The 16,244-nt window shown below is 70.6% G+C and carries 12 protein-coding genes and 1 pseudogene; 6 read left to right on the top strand and 7 right to left on the bottom strand.

The genetic code is table 11. From position 1 onward, the window contains the following. Nucleotides 1-68: 68 nt before the first annotated feature. Together CG723_RS48185 and CG723_RS36590 are read left to right on the top strand one after the other, a co-directional pair. The gene (locus CG723_RS48185) at nucleotides 69-398 is read left to right on the top strand and encodes a hypothetical protein (protein WP_234374709.1); all 330 of its coding nucleotides are present in this window, start codon (nucleotides 69-71) and stop codon (nucleotides 396-398) included. Next, the gene (locus tag CG723_RS36590) at nucleotides 326-1,141 is read left to right on the top strand and encodes an integrase core domain-containing protein (RefSeq protein WP_234374708.1); all 816 of its coding nucleotides are present in this window, start codon (nucleotides 326-328) and stop codon (nucleotides 1,139-1,141) included. Before CG723_RS48185 ends, CG723_RS36590 begins: the two co-directional genes overlap by 73 nt. Nucleotides 1,142-1,172: 31 nt before the next feature. Here CG723_RS36590 and CG723_RS36585 read toward each other — a convergent pair. Beyond that, a pseudogene (locus CG723_RS36585) lies at nucleotides 1,173-1,651 on the bottom strand (RNA-guided endonuclease InsQ/TnpB family protein); the annotation flags it as partial. A 194-nt stretch (nucleotides 1,652-1,845) separates the two neighbouring features. After that, nucleotides 1,846-2,535: a FadR/GntR family transcriptional regulator gene (locus CG723_RS36580; protein ID WP_100597842.1), complete on the bottom strand. Its 690-nt coding sequence runs from the start codon at nucleotides 2,533-2,535 to the stop codon at nucleotides 1,846-1,848. A 242-nt stretch (nucleotides 2,536-2,777) separates the two neighbouring features. Between CG723_RS36580 and CG723_RS36575 the strand changes: the two genes are divergently transcribed. Both CG723_RS36575 and CG723_RS36570 read left to right on the top strand, forming a co-directional pair. Next, nucleotides 2,778-3,998 (top strand): aminotransferase class V-fold PLP-dependent enzyme, encoded by a 1,221-nt coding sequence (locus CG723_RS36575; protein WP_100597841.1) that lies wholly within the window; start codon nucleotides 2,778-2,780, stop codon nucleotides 3,996-3,998. Between the two features lie 73 nt (nucleotides 3,999-4,071). Continuing rightward, nucleotides 4,072-5,730 carry an AfsR/SARP family transcriptional regulator gene (locus CG723_RS36570; RefSeq protein ID WP_100597840.1) on the top strand — a complete coding sequence of 553 codons (1,659 nt, stop codon included), beginning with the start codon at nucleotides 4,072-4,074 and terminating at the stop codon, nucleotides 5,728-5,730. Between the two features lie 7 nt (nucleotides 5,731-5,737). On the opposite strand, the gene CG723_RS36565 is transcribed toward CG723_RS36570, so the two are convergent. From CG723_RS36565 to CG723_RS36545, 5 genes are read right to left on the bottom strand one after another with little or no spacing between them, the layout of a single operon-like run. Then, nucleotides 5,738-6,757: an ABC transporter ATP-binding protein gene (locus tag CG723_RS36565; RefSeq protein WP_100597839.1), complete on the bottom strand. Its 1,020-nt coding sequence runs from the start codon at nucleotides 6,755-6,757 to the stop codon at nucleotides 5,738-5,740. Next, a complete protein-coding gene (locus CG723_RS36560; RefSeq protein ID WP_100597838.1) occupies nucleotides 6,754-7,758 on the bottom strand; it encodes an ABC transporter ATP-binding protein in 1,005 nt (334 codons plus the stop codon). Before CG723_RS36560 ends, CG723_RS36565 begins: the two co-directional genes overlap by 4 nt. A gap of 15 nt (nucleotides 7,759-7,773) precedes the next feature. Beyond that, nucleotides 7,774-8,676 (bottom strand): ABC transporter permease, encoded by a 903-nt coding sequence (locus CG723_RS36555; RefSeq protein WP_100597837.1) that lies wholly within the window; start codon nucleotides 8,674-8,676, stop codon nucleotides 7,774-7,776. Continuing rightward, the gene (locus CG723_RS36550; protein WP_100597836.1) at nucleotides 8,669-9,595 is read right to left on the bottom strand and encodes an ABC transporter permease; all 927 of its coding nucleotides are present in this window, start codon (nucleotides 9,593-9,595) and stop codon (nucleotides 8,669-8,671) included. The genes CG723_RS36555 and CG723_RS36550 overlap by 8 nt, the downstream gene beginning before the upstream one ends. A gap of 53 nt (nucleotides 9,596-9,648) precedes the next feature. After that, nucleotides 9,649-11,358 (bottom strand): peptide ABC transporter substrate-binding protein, encoded by a 1,710-nt coding sequence (locus tag CG723_RS36545; RefSeq protein WP_234374707.1) that lies wholly within the window; start codon nucleotides 11,356-11,358, stop codon nucleotides 9,649-9,651. Between the two features lie 179 nt (nucleotides 11,359-11,537). On the opposite strand from CG723_RS36545, the gene CG723_RS36540 reads away from it, so the two are divergent. After that, entirely contained in the window at nucleotides 11,538-13,136 is a 1,599-nt protein-coding gene (locus CG723_RS36540; RefSeq protein WP_199842033.1) for an ABC transporter substrate-binding protein, read from the top strand. Between the two features lie 47 nt (nucleotides 13,137-13,183). After that, nucleotides 13,184-16,213 (top strand): alpha-mannosidase, encoded by a 3,030-nt coding sequence (locus tag CG723_RS36535; protein WP_100597833.1) that lies wholly within the window; start codon nucleotides 13,184-13,186, stop codon nucleotides 16,211-16,213. The last annotated feature ends 31 nt before the right edge of the window (nucleotides 16,214-16,244 follow it).

Here is a 16,244-nt window from a genome sequence, read left to right as displayed (position 1 = left end):
TGCCGGTTGGCGCCCTGTAGTACTCCCGAAACTCGGCCACGGGCCCGGAGCTGTGATGATGGGGGACCATGCTGATTCGGCTGATCTACCGGTTCGCCCTCGCGGGGCTGTCCTGGCTGGTGCTGCTGGCCAGATCGTCGGCGTCGAAGAACGCCGAGATACTGGTACTGCGCCAAGAGGTCACGGTCCTGCGGCGTGCCAGCCCGAAGCCGCGGCTCGAATGGACCGACCGGGCTGTGTTCGCGGCGTTGTCCAGAATGCTGCCGAAACCGTTACGGCTGCACCGGATCGTACCCCAAGAACGCTGCTGCGATGGCACCGCCGCATGGTCGTCAAGAAGTGGACCCAGCCTCGGTCACCGGGACGTCCACCGCTCGACGACGAACTCGTACAGCTGATCGTCCGGCTCGCCACCGAGAACCGGACCTGGGGCGTGGTCCGGATCCAGGGCGAGCTGCGCCGCCTGGGGCATCGCCTCGGGGCGGGCACGATCCGAAGAATCCTGCGCGGCCGCCGTATCCCGCCGCCGACCACACGCGACGACCAGTGGCGCACGTTTCTTCAGGCCCACGCCGAGTCGATCCTGGCGATGGACTTCTTCCACGTGGACCGCGCGCCCTTCCTGACTCGGCTGTACGTGGCGTTCGTCATCGAGCACCGCGCCCGCCGGGTCCACCTGCTGGGCGTAACCCGGCACCCGACGAGCGCCTGGGCCACGCAGCCGGCCCGGAACTTCACCACCGATCCCGAGCAGACCCGTCACCGGTTCCGTCGTCTGATCCGGGACCGTGACGCCAAGTTCACCGAGGCCTTCGACGCCGTACTCGCCGCGAGCCGGATCGGCGTGCTGCTCACGGCTCCCCAGGCGCCGCGGATGAACGCGATCGCCGAGCGGTTCGTGCGCACCGTCCGCGCCGAGTGCACCGACCGGATGCTCATCGGCGGCGAGCGGCACCTGCGCACGGTCCTTGACCACTACGTCGCTCACTACAACGGCGGGCGCAGCCATCAAGGCGCCGGACTGAGCCTGCGCGCCCCCGACGACGACCCAAACGTGATCCCGTTCCCGGTCCGGGCGGGGCGGACCCGCCGGATACCCGTTCTCGGTGGGCTGATCAACGAGTACGAAGCCGCAATGTGAACCACCAGGTGAGACCTGGTGACTGAGTTTCGGAAGTAGTACAGGGAGTGGTGGGCAGGGTGCGGGACCACTTCACCTTCACCGCCCCGATCTTCGGCAGGTTCAGACGGCCGCTGTCGGTGATGCTCCAGCGGGCGTTCGCGGTGAACCGGATCGACTGCCGGGCATCCTTGCGGGACTTGAAGCGGGGCGGGCCGATCCTGGCACCCTCACGGGTGCCCTTGAGCGAGGCGACGAAGTTGCGGTACGCCTTCTCGGCGTCCCGCAGGGACTGCTGGAGCACCACCGCGGACACCTCACCCAGCCAGGACCGCGAAGCGGTCTGCTTGGCCTCGGTGATCAGCTTCCGCGACAGTTCACCGACAGTCGGGAACGGCTGGGCAGCCTTACGCGCGTCCTCGCGGGCGCGGACCGCGTCGTTGACACGACACGGGCGCACCCGAACGCCCTGGCCAACGCGGACTGCTGGACGGCGTTCGGATACAACCTGAAGCCGTACCGAAGCTGCATGATCCGGACGCTAACACCGCACACTGACAGTCCCGGGGCGGATCAGCCGTATCCAGCCCCGCTGGAACGATACGGCGACGCTCCGCGCCGCCCCCACAAGATTCGCTTCACCCCTGGCCTGAAGACCGGAGCACTGCGAATGAATCCCGGTAGCCGTACCCAGGTCGTCAAGCCTGCCGGGAACGAGCCTCCGGTCAGGCCTGTCGCTCCTGGTCCAGAAGATGGCGCAGCCACTTCTCCGAATGCGCGATGTGCGCCGCGGCGGCCGACGCGGCCGCCACCGGGTCGTGGCGACTGATCGCTCCGACGATCTCGCGGTGGCCCGCGTCGCTGACCCGCTTGATGTCCGGGCCCTCGGGCAACGTGAAGATCTGGTGGCGGCGCGAGCGGGTACGGAACACGGTGAGCAGTGAATCCAGCGCGGGGTTGCCCGCGACGCGCGCGACCTCCGAGTGGAACCGGTGGTCCAGGTCGGAGACTTCCGCCGGATCATCGGTGGCCTCCATTGCCGCGAGGTGGGCATGCATGCGCTCCAACGCTTCGGCGCCCACTCGCGCGGCGGCCTGCGAGGCGGCGTGCGCCTCCAGGACCCGGCGCAGCTCGTAGACCTCGAGCAGGCCGGGCAGCGGCAGCAGGTCCACGGTGAGGGAGAGGCTGCCGATGATGTCCTCGGGCCGCAGTGCCGAGACGTAGGTGCCCGAGCCGTGGCGCGGTTCGACCACGCGCAGCGCGGCGAGCATCCGCACGGCCTCCCGCAACGGCCCGCGGGAGACTCCGAGTTCGGCGCACAGGTCCGCCTCGGGCGGCATGCGCGCACCGGCTGTCAGCCGCCCGTCGGCGATCATGTGCCGTAGGCCGTGAAAGGCCTTCTCCACTGCGGACATATCCCGCTCCCCCGATCCGTGCCGTGCCCCACGGCCCACGGCCCGTGCTCCGTCATGCGTGCTTCGACTGATGAGACCCTAGCAAGTCATCTGATGTCTTCAGGAGACTGAGATCAACTCGCGCTCCTGTCATCAGCCACCTTCCCTGAAAACTCGGGGAAGGAGCACTTTAATCGCAGCGATGCACATGCCAGGATGCTGCATGTCATCATACGTCTTGGGTAGTTCCTCCTAGGAGTCGCATGAGTACGGGCCTGGCCGTCGCCCCGCCGAAACCCTTGTCCCTGCCCAACGGCCGACCCGCCGCGGATGCCTGGTCGCTCGACCCGGAGTTGCTGCATCTCAACCACGGTTCGTTCGGTGCGGTGCCGGTGGCGGCACAGCGTGAGCAGGACCGGCTGCGGGAGCGGGCCGAGCGGGCGCCGGTGGTATGGTTCCCGGCTCAGCCGCGGCGGATCTCCACGGCCCGCGCCGAACTCGCCGCGTTCTTGCGTGTGGACGCCGACGATCTGGCCCTCGTACCGAACGCGAGCGCCGGAGTCAGCACCGTCCTGGCCTCGCTCACCCTGCCGCCCGAGGCCGAGATTCTGGTCACCGATCACGGATACGGCGCGGTCACCATGGCCGCGCAGCGTAGGGCCCTGCGCGGCGGCGGGCGGGTGCGGACCGCGCACATCCCTCTCGCGGCCGACGCGGACGAGGCGTTTACGGCCGTGGCCGAACAGGTCGGCGATCACACCGCGCTGATCCTCCTCGACCAGATCACGTCGTCGACCGGCCGACTGCTGCCGGTCGAGCGGATCGCACGGCTCGCCCGACGGCGCGGCATCCCGTTCCTGGTGGACGGCGCGCACGCCCCCGGCATGCTGGCCGAGCCGCTGGACGGTCTCGCCTGCGACTTCTGGACCGGCAATCTGCACAAGTTCGCCTGCACCCCGCGCGGCACCTCCGCCCTCGTCGCGCGCGGTCCACTGCGCGCGGCCCTGTACCCGCTGATCGACTCCTGGGGCACCCAACTGCCTTTCCCGGAACGCTTCGATCACACCGGGACCCAGGACACCTCCGCCTGGCTCGCGGCCCCGGCCGCGCTGTCCTTCGTCGAGCGGACGTGGGGGTGGGAGACGGTCCGCGGTTATCTGAGCGCGCTCGCCGACTACGGGCAGCACACCGTCGCGGACGCGTTCGCCCAGCACATCGGACAGGACGCCGTGCCGGCGGTTGGCACACCCGCGCCGGCGCTACGCCTGGTAAGACTGCCCGACGAGCTCGGCCCCGACCGGTTCGCGAGTGATGTGCTGCGTGACCGGGCCGCACAGGAACTCGGCGCGGAGACCGCGTTCACGTCCTTCGACGGGGTCGGCTATATCAGGCTCTCCGCGCACGTCTACAACACCCCAGCCGATTATGAGGAGTTCGCCGAGCGGTGCGTGCCTCGGCTGGTGGCGTGGAGCCGCGCCGCCTGAGCCCGCGCGCGCCCCCGGCCCAGCAGCCCGCACGGCTCTCCGAACACGGCCCCGACGAGGAAGGTAACGACCCGTGGCCCCGAGCATCTCGACGGACCTCCCCCCACTCCCGCCCGCGTGCGACAGCGCTCTGGTGCGGTACCGCCTCCTAGGCCAGGTACGCGCGGAGCGTGCCGGAGAGCCGCTACCGCCGGGCACCCCGAAACAGCAGGCGCTTCTCGCGGCGCTGCTGCTGCGCGGCGGTGAACAGGTCGAGCGCACCGAACTGGTGCGGGCCGTCTGGGGCGAGCACGCGCCGGACAGCGCGGCGGGCCTGCTCGCCACGTACACAGCACGCCTGCGCAAGGCGCTGGAGCCGGACCGAGCCCGCCGCGCCGCACCCCGGCTCCTGATCACGCGGGGCACCACCTACGGGCTGCATCTGCGGCGGGACGCACTGGACCTGTGGCGGTTCGAGGACGCGCTGTCCGAGGCGCGCCGGGAGCGCCGCGCGGGCCGGGTCGGCGCCGCCCGCACCTGTTACGAGCGGGCCCTCGCCCAGTGGCGGGGCGAGCAGGCGCTGAGCGGGGTGCCGGAACGCTGTGCGGCGGATGCCCGGCACCGGCTCGCCGGGCTGCGCCTCGACGTCCGCCTCGAACACGCCGAGGCACTGCTCGACCTCGGTGAACATGCCGAGGCCGCCGAGCGGATCGCCCCGCTGGTGCCGGGCAGACCGTACGACGAGCGGTTGCAGGCGCTGCTGATGCTGGCGCTGTACCGCAGCGGGCGCACGCCCGAGGCCCTCGCCCTGTTCCGCGGAGTGCGGCGCGCCCTCGTGCACGACCTGGGTGTCGAACCGCGCCCGGGACTGAGCCGGCTGCACGCGCGCATCCTGCACGCCGACCCCTCGCTGGCCGCGCCCCGGCAGCCGCCACGGTCACTCACGCCCGCGTGTCCGGCACCGGCCCACCGCCTGCCCGTGCCCGCTCAACTGCCGCGCGACAGCGCCGACTTCACCGGTCGGGAGGAGGAGGTGCGGCAGCTGCGCGAACTGCTGCGGCGCCCCGACTCCCCCGCCGCCGTCTGCCCCACCGTGGTGATCTCCGGTGCGGCGGGCCTCGGCAAGAGCACCCTTGCCGTGCACGTCGCCCACCAGGTGCGGGACCGGTTCCCCGACGGCCAGCTCTACGCGGTGCTCGGCGGGCGCGCCCCTGCCGACGTGCTCGGCCGATTCCTGGAGGACCTCGGGGTGGCGCCGCACGAGGTGCCCGACGGTCTGGAGCGGCGCGCCGTCCGGTTCCGTACGCTCACCGCCGAACGTCGGCTCCTCGTCCTGCTCGACGACGCCCAGTCCACGAACCAGTTGCGGGAGTTGCTGCCCGCGGCGCCCGGCTGCGCGGTGCTGGTGACCAGCCAGGCCCCGCTGCGGGACCTGCCCGGCCGGGTGCCGCTCCGGCTCGGCCCGCTGGACGCGGCCCAGTCCCTGCGGCTGTTGCGCCGGTTCGCTTCGGGGGCGCCGCTGGCCTCGGTCGCGGCGCTGCCGTACCGTTCGGCGGCCACCGCCACGGCTACGTCCGCTCTGCACAGCCTCGCGGACGGCTGCGCCGGGCATCCGCTGGCGCTGCGGCTCGCCGCCGCGCGGGCCGCCGACGAAGCGGCCCGGGTGGACGACATCGGCGGGCCGCCCGCTTCGCACCCGGGGTTCCCGGACGGCCCGCGCACCGCCAGGACCCGTATCGCATCGGCAGGTTGACACCCCGTCAGTCCACACTCCCGGCGAGCATCGCGTCCGTGAAGTGACAGGCGCCGGCCCGCTGTCCCCGCACCGTCAGCAGGGGCTCGGTGTCACGGCACAGGTCCTGTGCGCGCGGGCACCGGGTGTGGAACCGGCAGCCCGGCGGCGGTGCGGACGGCGACGGCGGATCGCCCGCGAGGACGATGCGGGTGCGGTGCGGGGCGTGCGGGTCGCGGATGCGGTCGAGGGAGGGTTCGGCCGACAGGAGCGCCTCGGTGTAGGGGTGGCCCGGGGCCGCGTAGAGGGCGTCCACCGGGGCCTGTTCGGCGACCTTGCCCAGGTACATCACGGTGACGTCGTCGCACACGTGGCGTACGACGCCGAGGTCGTGGGAGACGAAGACGAGCGCGAGACCCAATTCGCGACGGAGCTTCAGGAGCAGGTTGACGACCTGGGCCTGCACCGACAGGTCGAGCGCCGAGACGGGCTCGTCGCACAGCAGCACGTCGGGTCCGAGGGCGAGGCCGCGGGCGATGCCGATGCGCTGGCGCTGTCCGCCGGAGAACTGGTGCGGATAGCGGTCCGCGTGACGGGCGTCGAGGCCGACCAGTTCCAGGAGTTCGGCGATCCGGGCCCGCCTCCCGGCGCGCGGGACGACATCGGGATGGACGTCGAAGGCCTCCCCGATGATCTCGCCGACCCTCAGCCGTGGGTTGAGCGAGGCGTACGGGTCCTGGAAGACGACCTGGACGCGGCGGCGCCACCGCTTGAGGGCGGCGCCGCGCAGCCGCGCGACGTCCTCGCCCTCGAAGAGGAGCCGCCCGTCGGTCGGCCGCTCCAGCGCGCACAGCAGCCGCAGCAGGGTCGACTTGCCGCAGCCGGACTCGCCGACGATGCCGAGCGCCTGACCGCGCCGCAGCTCCAGGTCGACGCCGTCGACGGCCCGGACCACGGCCGCGCCCCGGCCGCGCCGCCACGGCAGCGCGGGCCCGCCGCCGTAGTGCTTGACCAGCCCTTCGGCCCTGAGGATCACGTCGTCGGTCATCGTGCGGCGCCTTCCGGGCTGAGCGGCTGGTCGAGGAGGTGGCAGGCGCCGAAGCGGAGCTCGCCGGGGGCGGGCTGCAGGGCGGGGCGTTCGGTGACACACCGGTCGTGGGCGTGCGGGCAGCGCGGCCGGAACGGGCAGCCGGACGGCAGCCGCATCAGGTCGGGCGGCGTGCCGGGGATGGCGGGCAGGTCCTGGCCGCGCCTCTCGGCGGACGGCACCGACTGCAACAGCCCCTGGGTGTACGGGTGTTGTGGATCACCCAGCACATCGGCCGTGGCCCCCGACTCCACGACCCGGCCCGCGTACATGACGACCAGGTCGTCGGCGATCTCCGCGGCGACGGCCAGGTCATGGGTGATGAGCACGACCCCCATGTCGGTGTCGGCCTGGATCTCCGCGAGGAGTTCGAGGATCTGGGCCTGCACGGTGACGTCGAGCGCGGTGGTCGGCTCGTCGGCGATGAGCACCTCGGGGCCGAGGGCGAGCGCCATGGCGATCATCACGCGCTGGCGCATGCCGCCGGAGAACTGGTGCGGGTAGTCGTGGACACGGGCCCGCGCGCCGGGGATGCCCACGCGGTCCAGCATCTCGGCCGCCCGCTTCATGGCGTCGGAGCGGCTCGTGCCCCGGTGTACCCGGTACAGCTCGGCGATCTGCCGACCGACCGTGTGCACGGGGTTGAGTGCGGACAGCGCGTCCTGGAAGACCAACGAGATCCGGCTGCCGACGACGCCGCGGCGTGCGCGCTCGGTCAGCGTCAGCAGGTCCATTCCGTCGAACAGGGCCTGGCCGCCGGTGACATGACCGGGCGGGCTGTCGAGGATGCCCGTGATGGCCTGGGTGGAGACGCTCTTGCCGGAGCCGGACTCGCCGAGGATGACGAGGGTGCGGCCGCGGTGCAGGGTCCAGGAAACGGAGTCCACGGCGCGCAGGCGGCCGGCGCGGGTGTCGAACTCGACGCTCAGGTCACGTACGTCGAGCAGAGGTTCAGCTGCCATGGGGCGGTTCACCGCTCACCTCTTCAGTTTCGGGTCGAGAGCGTCGCGGACCGTGTCGCCCATGATCATGAAGGCCATGACGGTGATGGTCAGGAGCAGGGCGGGGAAGAGGAAGAGGTGGACGTCGTCGCGGTAGGAGGCGGCGATGGCGATCTGAAGTCCCCAGGAAATGGTGGGGGGTTGGAGCCCGATGCCGAGGAAGGTGAGCGCGGCCTCGGTGCCGACCGCCGCGCCGACGGTGAGCGTGGTCAGGGCGAGCAGCGGCGCCACCGAGTTGGGCAGGATGTGCACCCGCAGGATGTGCGGGGCCCCGGCGCCGAGCGCGCGGGAGGCGAGGACGTACTCGCGCGTGCGCACGCTCAGAACGGTGGAGCGCATCAGCCGCATGCCCGCGGGCCAGCCGAGCAGCACGATCACGAAGGCGATGGTCCACACGGAGCGGGACGAGAAGGCCTGCAGGATGACGATCATCGCGACGAGGCCGGGCAGGGCGAACAGCACGTCGGCGGTGCGCGAGACGAGGCTGTCGACGAAGCCGGGGAAGTATCCGGCGAGCATGCCGAGGACGCAGGCGACAGCGAAGCCGACCACACACACGGAGACGCTGACCAGGACCGAGGGCCGGGCCCCGTAGATCACGTTGGCGTAGTAGTCGCAGCCCTGGATGTCGTAGCCGAACCAGTGCGCGGCGGACGGGGCGCCCTTGGAGAGCTTCAGGTCGCACACGGTGGGATCGGTGGCGGTGAACAGCCGGGGAAAGGCGGCCATCAGCGCGATGACCAGGATGGCGAGGGCGCTGAGGACGAAGCGTGGCTTGCGCAGCAGTTCGCGTAGGACGGCGGCGCCGCGCGGGGTGTCCTCGCCGACGGGCTCGAGTTCGGCGGCGGTCGCGGCGGTCGCCAGGGCGGTGTCAGACATGGCGCACCCTCGGGTCCAGGAGGCCGTAGAGCAGGTCGACGACCAGGTTGACGAGCATGTAGCCGAGCAGCAGCACCGTGGAGAGGGTGACGACCACTCCGCCTTCCTTCATGGCGATGGAGCGGAACATGAACTGGCCGATGCCGTTCAGGTTGTAGATGCCCTCGGTGATGATCGCGCCGCCGAGAATGCCGGCCAGGTCGAGCCCGATGTACGTGATCACGGGCAGCATGGCGTTGCGCAGCACGTGCCCCCACAGAATGCGGTTCGGGGCGAGCCCCTTGGCGCGTGCGGTGCGGACGAAGTCGGCGCTCGCGACCTCGGCGATGCTGGTGCGGGTGACGCGGGCGAGTCCGGCGAAGCCGAGGACGCCTAGCACGGTGGCGGGCAGCAGATAGCTGCCGGGCCAGCCGTCGGTGGCGCCGGAGACCGGGAACCAGCTGAGTTCGACCGCGAAGAAGGACTGCGCGAAGAACATGGCGACCAGACCAGGCACGGCGAGCACCCCGAGCGTGGCGCCGAGGAGCGCCCGGTCCACCAGGCCGTCGCGCCGCCATCCCGCGTACACACCGCTGACGAGCCCGAGGACGAGCTGGATGGCGAGGGCGGTGAGTCCGAGCTGGAGCGTCACCGGCCAGCGCAGCGCGAGTTGTTCGCCGATGTCCTGCCCGTCGAAGGTCTGCCCGAGGTCGCCCTTGAGCAGGTTGCCCATGAAGTGCAGGTACTGGACGAACAGGGGATCGTTCAGGTGGTAGTAGGCGCGTTTGGCCGCGATGACGGATTCGGCCAGGGGTTTCTGTCCTGACAGGGCCCTGATCGGGTCGCCGGGGAGGGCAAAGACCATCGCGTAGACGAGGAACGTCACGATGACCGCGATCGGGATCATGATCAGGAGGCGGCGGAGCGCGAAACGCAACACCGTGTCCTCCTTTGGGAGTTACGGAGAGGAGTTACGGGATTGGGGGGGCGGGGTCAGTCGGCGAAGGTCGACCGGACGGGATCCACGTTCGCGAAAGGGGCGTTGAGGGGTTCGACGCCCTCGGCATGCAGATAGACGTCCCGTGAGTGCGACAGCGGAAGCACCGGCATCTGCTCGGCGATGCGGTCCTCGATCGCCTGGTAGTCGCGCGTCGCCTGGGCCTGGTCGACCTGGGCGTTGGCCTCGCCGAGCATCCGGTCGACCTTCGCGTCGCGGTAGCGGCCGGTATTGACGTCGCCGTAGGACGCGAACATCGGGGTGAGGTAGTCCTCGAGCGCCGGGTAGTCGTGCCCCCAGCCCATGATGCGGATGCCGTCGAGCTTGCCCGCGTTGGCGAGCGGACCGATCTCGGCGCCTGGCTTGCCGACATACTGGATCTTCAGCCCCAGTTTCTGCCGCCACATGTTGCCCAGCGCCTCGGCGTACACCTGCTCGCCGGGGTTGTCACTGGCGAAGAAGAGCCGCAGCTTGCCCGGGAACCCGCCGGCTTCCCGCAACAGCTTCTTGGCCTGGGCCACGTCAAGCCTGCAGTCACTGCAGGTGTTCTCGCGGTGGCCGTCGACGCTGGGCGCGGTGAACGAGGTGGCGGGGAAGTTGCCGGGCTTGAGCTTGGCCAGGGAGTCGCGGTCCAGCGCGAGCGAGAGCGCCCGGCGGACGCGGGTGTCGGTGTACGGCTTCAGCGTCACCGGAAGGTTGAGGTAGTTGATGCCGGCGGCGGCCTTGGCCTGGCTCCACTTGCCGGGTGCGTCCGTCTTGTACGAGTCGATCTTCGACGACGGTACGGCGACGTAGTCGACGTTGCCGGCGAGGAACTCGTTGTACGCGGTCTCCGGGTTGGAGAAGAACCGGAACGTGATGTGGTCGGCCTGCGGGGCGTCCTTGCCGGCATAGCCCTTGTTGCGCGTGAGGCGCACCGGCTGCCCCGCCTTCCATCCGCCGTCCAGCTGGTAGGCGCCGTAGCCGATCGGCTTGTGCTTGAACTGGTCCGGGTCCTTCAGCGTCTCGGCGGACAGCGCGGCGACGCCGAGGTAGCTGAGCGTCGTCGGATACGGCGAGAAGGGCGCCTTCAGGGTGACGGTGAAGGTGAGGTCGTCGACCACCTTCAGCCCGGACAGCGTGGTCGCCTTCGGCTTGCCCTTGGCCGGGTTGAGGTCCTCGTAGCCCTCGACCCGCTGAAAGGCGCCGTTGTTCGCGAAGGCGTGCGGGGCGTACGCGGTGTAGTTCCACGTGTCCACGAACGACTTGGCGGTGAGCTTCTCACCGTTGGTGAACTTCCAGCCGGGCTTGATCTTGATCGTCCACGTCTTCGCGTCCTTCGACGTGACCGAATCGGCGACGACATTCACCAGCTTGCCGGTCTTCGCGTCCACCCGGGTCAGCGGCGCCCACAGCGCGGACTCGATCTGGATGCCCGTGGTGCCGTTGTCGTTCGACGGGTTCAGATAGGGCGCCTCGGCCGCGGTGGCGATCGCCATGGAGTGGCCGTCGTCCTTTCCCGCGCCGTCCCCGCTCCCGGCGCCACTGCATCCGGCGAGCAGCACCGCCAGCGCGGTGCCGGTCGCCGCTTTGACGATTCTTCGTGTCCGGGCCATGAGTTCTCCCGCAGTCCTGGCCGGACCGGTCGCGGCGAGCACCGCCGTGACCAGCCCGGACGCGCCGGTCGGTTGGGCCGCGACAGTAGGAACGGCCCAGGTGGGCGTCAAGGCGGATGCCCTTCGGCGTCCATCCGACGTCCATTCCGCATCCCTCGCACCCGCTGAATGGGCGCTGAATGGACGTTCAGCAGGGGGAACTTGCGCGCAGGAACGCCGCGTTCCTAGCGTCACCGCCCGACAGTAGGCGCGCCGGGTCCCCGATTCCGGCCGGACGCACGGGAGTCCACATGGTGCGAACACGAAGAGCCGCCGCGGTGGCGGCGATTGCCGCGCTCGCCCTCGCGGCGACCGGATGCAGCGGCGGCGGCTCGGACGGCAAGGGCTCCGGTGCCGCCGGCCGTACGGTGACGGTGGCGACCGGCGCGGAGATCGCGGCGATCAACCCGGAGAAGGACAACAGCTCCGCCAACATCCAGCTGGCCTTCGCCATGTGGGCGCCGCTGACCCGGGTGGACCCGAAGAGCGGCAAGCTGGTGAACGTCGTCGCCGATTCGGTCACGTCGAAGGACGCGAAGACGTGGACGATCAAGATCAAGCCCGGCTGGAAGTTCACCAACGGTGAGAAGCTCACCGCCAAGTCGTTCGTGGACACGTGGAACTACACCGCGTACGGACCGCACGGGTACCTCAGCAACGGCTTCTTCCAGCGGGTTCAGGGCTACGAGGACCTCAACCCGGCCAAGGGCAAGCCGAAGGCGACCACGCTGTCCGGGCTGAAGGTGGTCGACGACCTCACCTTCACCGTGACCCTCAAGGCGCCCTTCTCGCCGTACCCGTCGACGCTCAGCTACTACGGACTCGCCGCCCTGTCCGCGGAGACGCTGAAGGACCCGGACGCGTACAGCCACAAGCCGATCGGCTACGGCCCCTACAAGCTGGACGGCGCGTGGAAGGCCGGACAGCCCGTGCGCCTCACGCGCAACAAGGGCTATGCCGGCAAGGACGCCCCGCAGGCCGACCGCCTCGTCTACCGCTTCTTCTCCAACCCGGAGACCGCCTACAACGAGTTCCTGGCCGGCAACCTCGACTACGCGACGCTGCCGTCCTCGAAGATCGACGCGTACAAGACGGACGCTCCCGGCAAGTGGAGCCAGGGCAAGTCCGCACCGAACCTCAGCTACCTCGAACTTCCCGTCAACACACCGGGGTTCAAGGATCCGAAGGTGCGGCGCGCGCTCTCGCTCGCCCTGGACCGCAAGGCCCTCGTCAAGCTGAAGCCGGGCGCGTTCCCCGCCACGTCCTTCACCGCCTCGACCCTCGACGGGCACCGCGAGAACACCTGCACCGCCTGCACGCTGGACGTGGCCGGGGCGAAGAAGCTGCTGCGCGAGGCCGGCGGTTTCTCCGGGCGCCTCAAGATGTACTACGCGAGTGACAACCCGGGAGACCAGGTCTTCGCCGAGGCGCTCGGCAACATGTGGCGGCAGAGCCTCGGCCTGAAGATCCAGTACGTGGGCAAGCCCGGCAGCGACCTGAGCGCGATGGCGTCCAAGGGCGCGCTGGACGGCGTGCGGTCCTCGGGCTGGGGGCACGACTATCCGTCGCTCGAGGACTACCTCACGCCGATCTTCGCCTCGTACGGCGATTTCAACTCCAACGGCTACCGCAACCCCGAGGTCGACAGCCGTCTGGAGCAGGCGAACAAGATCGCCGACCCCGCGAAGGCCACGCGCGCCTACCAGGGCATCGAGGACCTGATCGCCCGGGACATGCCGGTCGTGCCGCTGTTCCACACGCGCACGATCTATCTGCACGCGACCGACGTCCACCCGCTGGACTCCCGGTACGCGGACATCAATCCCGTGCGCTCGACGATCGACCGCTGAACCGGGCCGCCCGCCCCGCCTTTCGTACTCCAGGAGACTCAACGCCCATGCATGACGACCGTTCGCTCATCGAAGACCGGCTGCGACGTGTGCTCGAGGAGCGCATCAGGCCCGCCGTGTACCCGGAGACCGTGCCGCTGGACGTACGGGTGTGGCACGCGCCGGACGAGCCCGTGCCGGTCGCGGAGGGGCTCGCGGCGCCCGCGCTGTCCATCGGGGAGGGCGCCCGGTGGGGGCGGCCGTGGGGCACCAGCTGGTTCACGGTGACCGGCACGGTTCCCCAGCAGTGGGCGGGGCGGACCGTCGAGGCGCTGATCGACCTCGGCTTCGACGGGCACGGCGGTCCCGGCTTCCAGTGCGAGGGCCTGGTCTACGAGCCGGACGGGACACCGGTGAAGGGCCTGCACCCACGCAATCACTGGGTGCGCGTCGGGGCTCCGGCAGCGGGCGGGCAGCAGGTGGAGCTGCGCGTGGAGGCGGCGTCGAACCCCGGGTTCTTCAACTCCCGTGCGTTCAAGCCCACATGGCTCGGTGACACGGACACCGCGGGTCACGATCCGCTCTACACGCTGGGCCGTGTCGAGCTGGCCGTATTCGACGAGACGGTGTGGGAGCTGCTGCACGACCTGGAGGTGCTGGGCCAGCTGATGGCCGAGCTGCCGCTGGACCGCGCCCGCCGCTGGGAGATCCTGCACGCGGTGGGGGCGGCCCTGGACGTGGTGGACCTCGGCGAGGTGAACGGCACCGCGCAGGCGGCCCGCGACGTGCTGGCACCGGTCCTCGACACCCCCGCGGGACCGTCGGCGCACCGGATCAGCGCGGTCGGGCACGCGCACATCGACTCGGCGTGGCTGTGGCCGCTGCGCGAGACGGTGCGCAAGGTGGCGCGGACCGCGTCGAACATGACGCAACTCCTCGACTCCGAACCGGACTTCGTCTTCACCATGTCGCAGGCGCAGCAACTGGCCTGGATCAAGGAGCACCGGCCCGAGGTGTACGCGAAGGTCAAGAAGGCCGTGGCCGAGGGGCGGTTCGTGCCGACGGGCGGCATGTGGGTGGAGTCGGACACGAACATGCCGGGCTCGGAGGCGATGGCCCGTCAGTTCGTGCACGGCAAGCGGTTCTTCCTCGACGAGTTCGGCATCGAGAACGAGGAGGTGTGGCTGCCGGACACCTTCGGTTTCGCGGCCGGGCTGCCGCAGATCATCCGCGAGGCCGGCTCCAAGTGGCTGCTGACGCAGAAGATCTCCTGGTCGCAGACGAACACCTTCCCGCATCACACGTTCAACTGGGAGGGCATCGACGGCTCCCGGGTCCTCACCCACTTCCCGCCCGTGGACACGTACAACTGCGCCATGGAGGGACGTGAACTCGCGCACGCGGAACGGAACTTCAAGGACAAGGGGCGGGCGAGCCGTTCGCTCGCACCGACCGGTTTCGGTGACGGCGGGGGCGGAACGACGCGCGAGATGGTGGCGCGGGCCAGGCGGCTGCGGTCGCTCGACGGCTCCCCCACCGTGGAGTGGGAGGCCCCGGCGGCGTTCTTCGAGAAGGCCGAGGCCGAGTACACCGATCCCGCGGTGTGGGTCGGCGAGTTGTATCTGGAGCTGCACCGGGCGACGCTGACGAGCCAGGCGCAGACCAAGCAGGGCAACCGGCGCTGCGAGCACCTCCTCCAGGAGGCGGAGCTGTGGGCGGCGACGGCAGCCGTCCAGTGCGAATTCCCCTACCCGTACGAGGAGTTGGACCGACTCTGGAAGACGGTGCTGCTGCACCAGTTCCACGACATCCTGCCGGGCTCGTCGATCGCCTGGGTGCACCGCGAGGCCCGCGCGACGTACGCACGGGTCACGACCGAACTCGAGGAGATCGTCGACGCCGCGCAGCGCGCTCTGGCCGGCCGCGGCACGGGTGTCCTGCGCTTCAACTCAGCGCCGCACGGGCGTAGTTCGGTACCCGCGCTCGGCGCTGCGGGCCCCCAGCCTGCAGACCTCGCGGCGACGACGGTCCGTGAGCGCGACGGCGGCGGCTTCGTCCTCGACAACACGACCCTGCGGGCCGAGATCGACGGCCGCGGCCTGGTCGTCTCGCTGGTGCACCTGGCGAGCGGCCGCGAGACGCTGGCCCCGGGCCGTGCGGCGGGCCTGCTCCAGCTCCACCCGGATCTGCCGAACAAGTGGGACGCGTGGGACGTCGACAAGTTCTACCGCAACACCGGCACCGACCTAACGGACGTGGACGCGCTGACCGCGACCGCCGACGGGGTGCAGGTCACCCGCTCCTTCGGCAAGTCCGTCGCCGCGCAGACCTTCACCCTCTCCCCCGGCTCCGGGCGCCTCGACGTCGCGACGGAGGTGGAGTGGCACGAGACCGAGAAGTTCCTGAAGCTGGCGTTCCCGCTCGACGTGCACGCGGAACGGTACGCGTCGGAGACCCAGTTCGGGCATGTGTACCGGCCCACGCACACCAACACGAGCTGGGAGGCGGCGCGCTTCGAGGCCTGCAACCACCGGTTCGTGCACCTCGCGGAGCCCGGCTGGGGTGTCGCACTGGTGACCGCTTCGACGTACGGCCACGACGTGACCCGTACGGTGCGTGAGGACCGCGGGACGACCACGACCGTGCGCGCCTCGCTGCTGCGGGCACCGCGCTTCCCCGACCCGGAGACGGACCAGGGAACCCATCGCTTCCGGCACGCCCTGGTGCCGGGCGCGGCCGTCGGGGACGCGGTCCGCGAGGGCGCGGCGCTGTCGCTGCCGGAGCGGGAGGTGACGGGCACGGCCCGCGCCGAGGTCGCGCCGCTGGTACACGTCGACCACGAGTCCGTCGTACTCAGTGCGGTCAAGCTGGCCGACGACGGCTCGGGCGATGTCGTCGTCCGCTTCTACGAGACGCGGGGCGGCCGGGCGACCGTGCGCCTCACTCCCGGGTTCGACGCGGCCGGTGCGGTCCGCTGCGATCTGCTGGAGCGTCCGGTGGCCCCGGCGGAGCCGGACGTCGCGGACCTGTCGTTCGCGCTGCGTCCCTTCCAGCTGGTCACGCTGCGGCTGGCACGGGCGGCCCTCACGGCGTCCTGAGCGTGCGGGGCGCCGTGGCGCCCCGCACCTG

It is taken from the genome of Streptomyces sp. CB01635 (assembly GCF_002803065.1).
Taxonomy (GTDB): Bacteria; Actinomycetota; Actinomycetes; order Streptomycetales; family Streptomycetaceae; genus Streptomyces.
The sequence above is the reverse complement of the archived record's forward strand: the minus strand, read 5'-3'. Positions and strand labels throughout refer to the sequence as shown.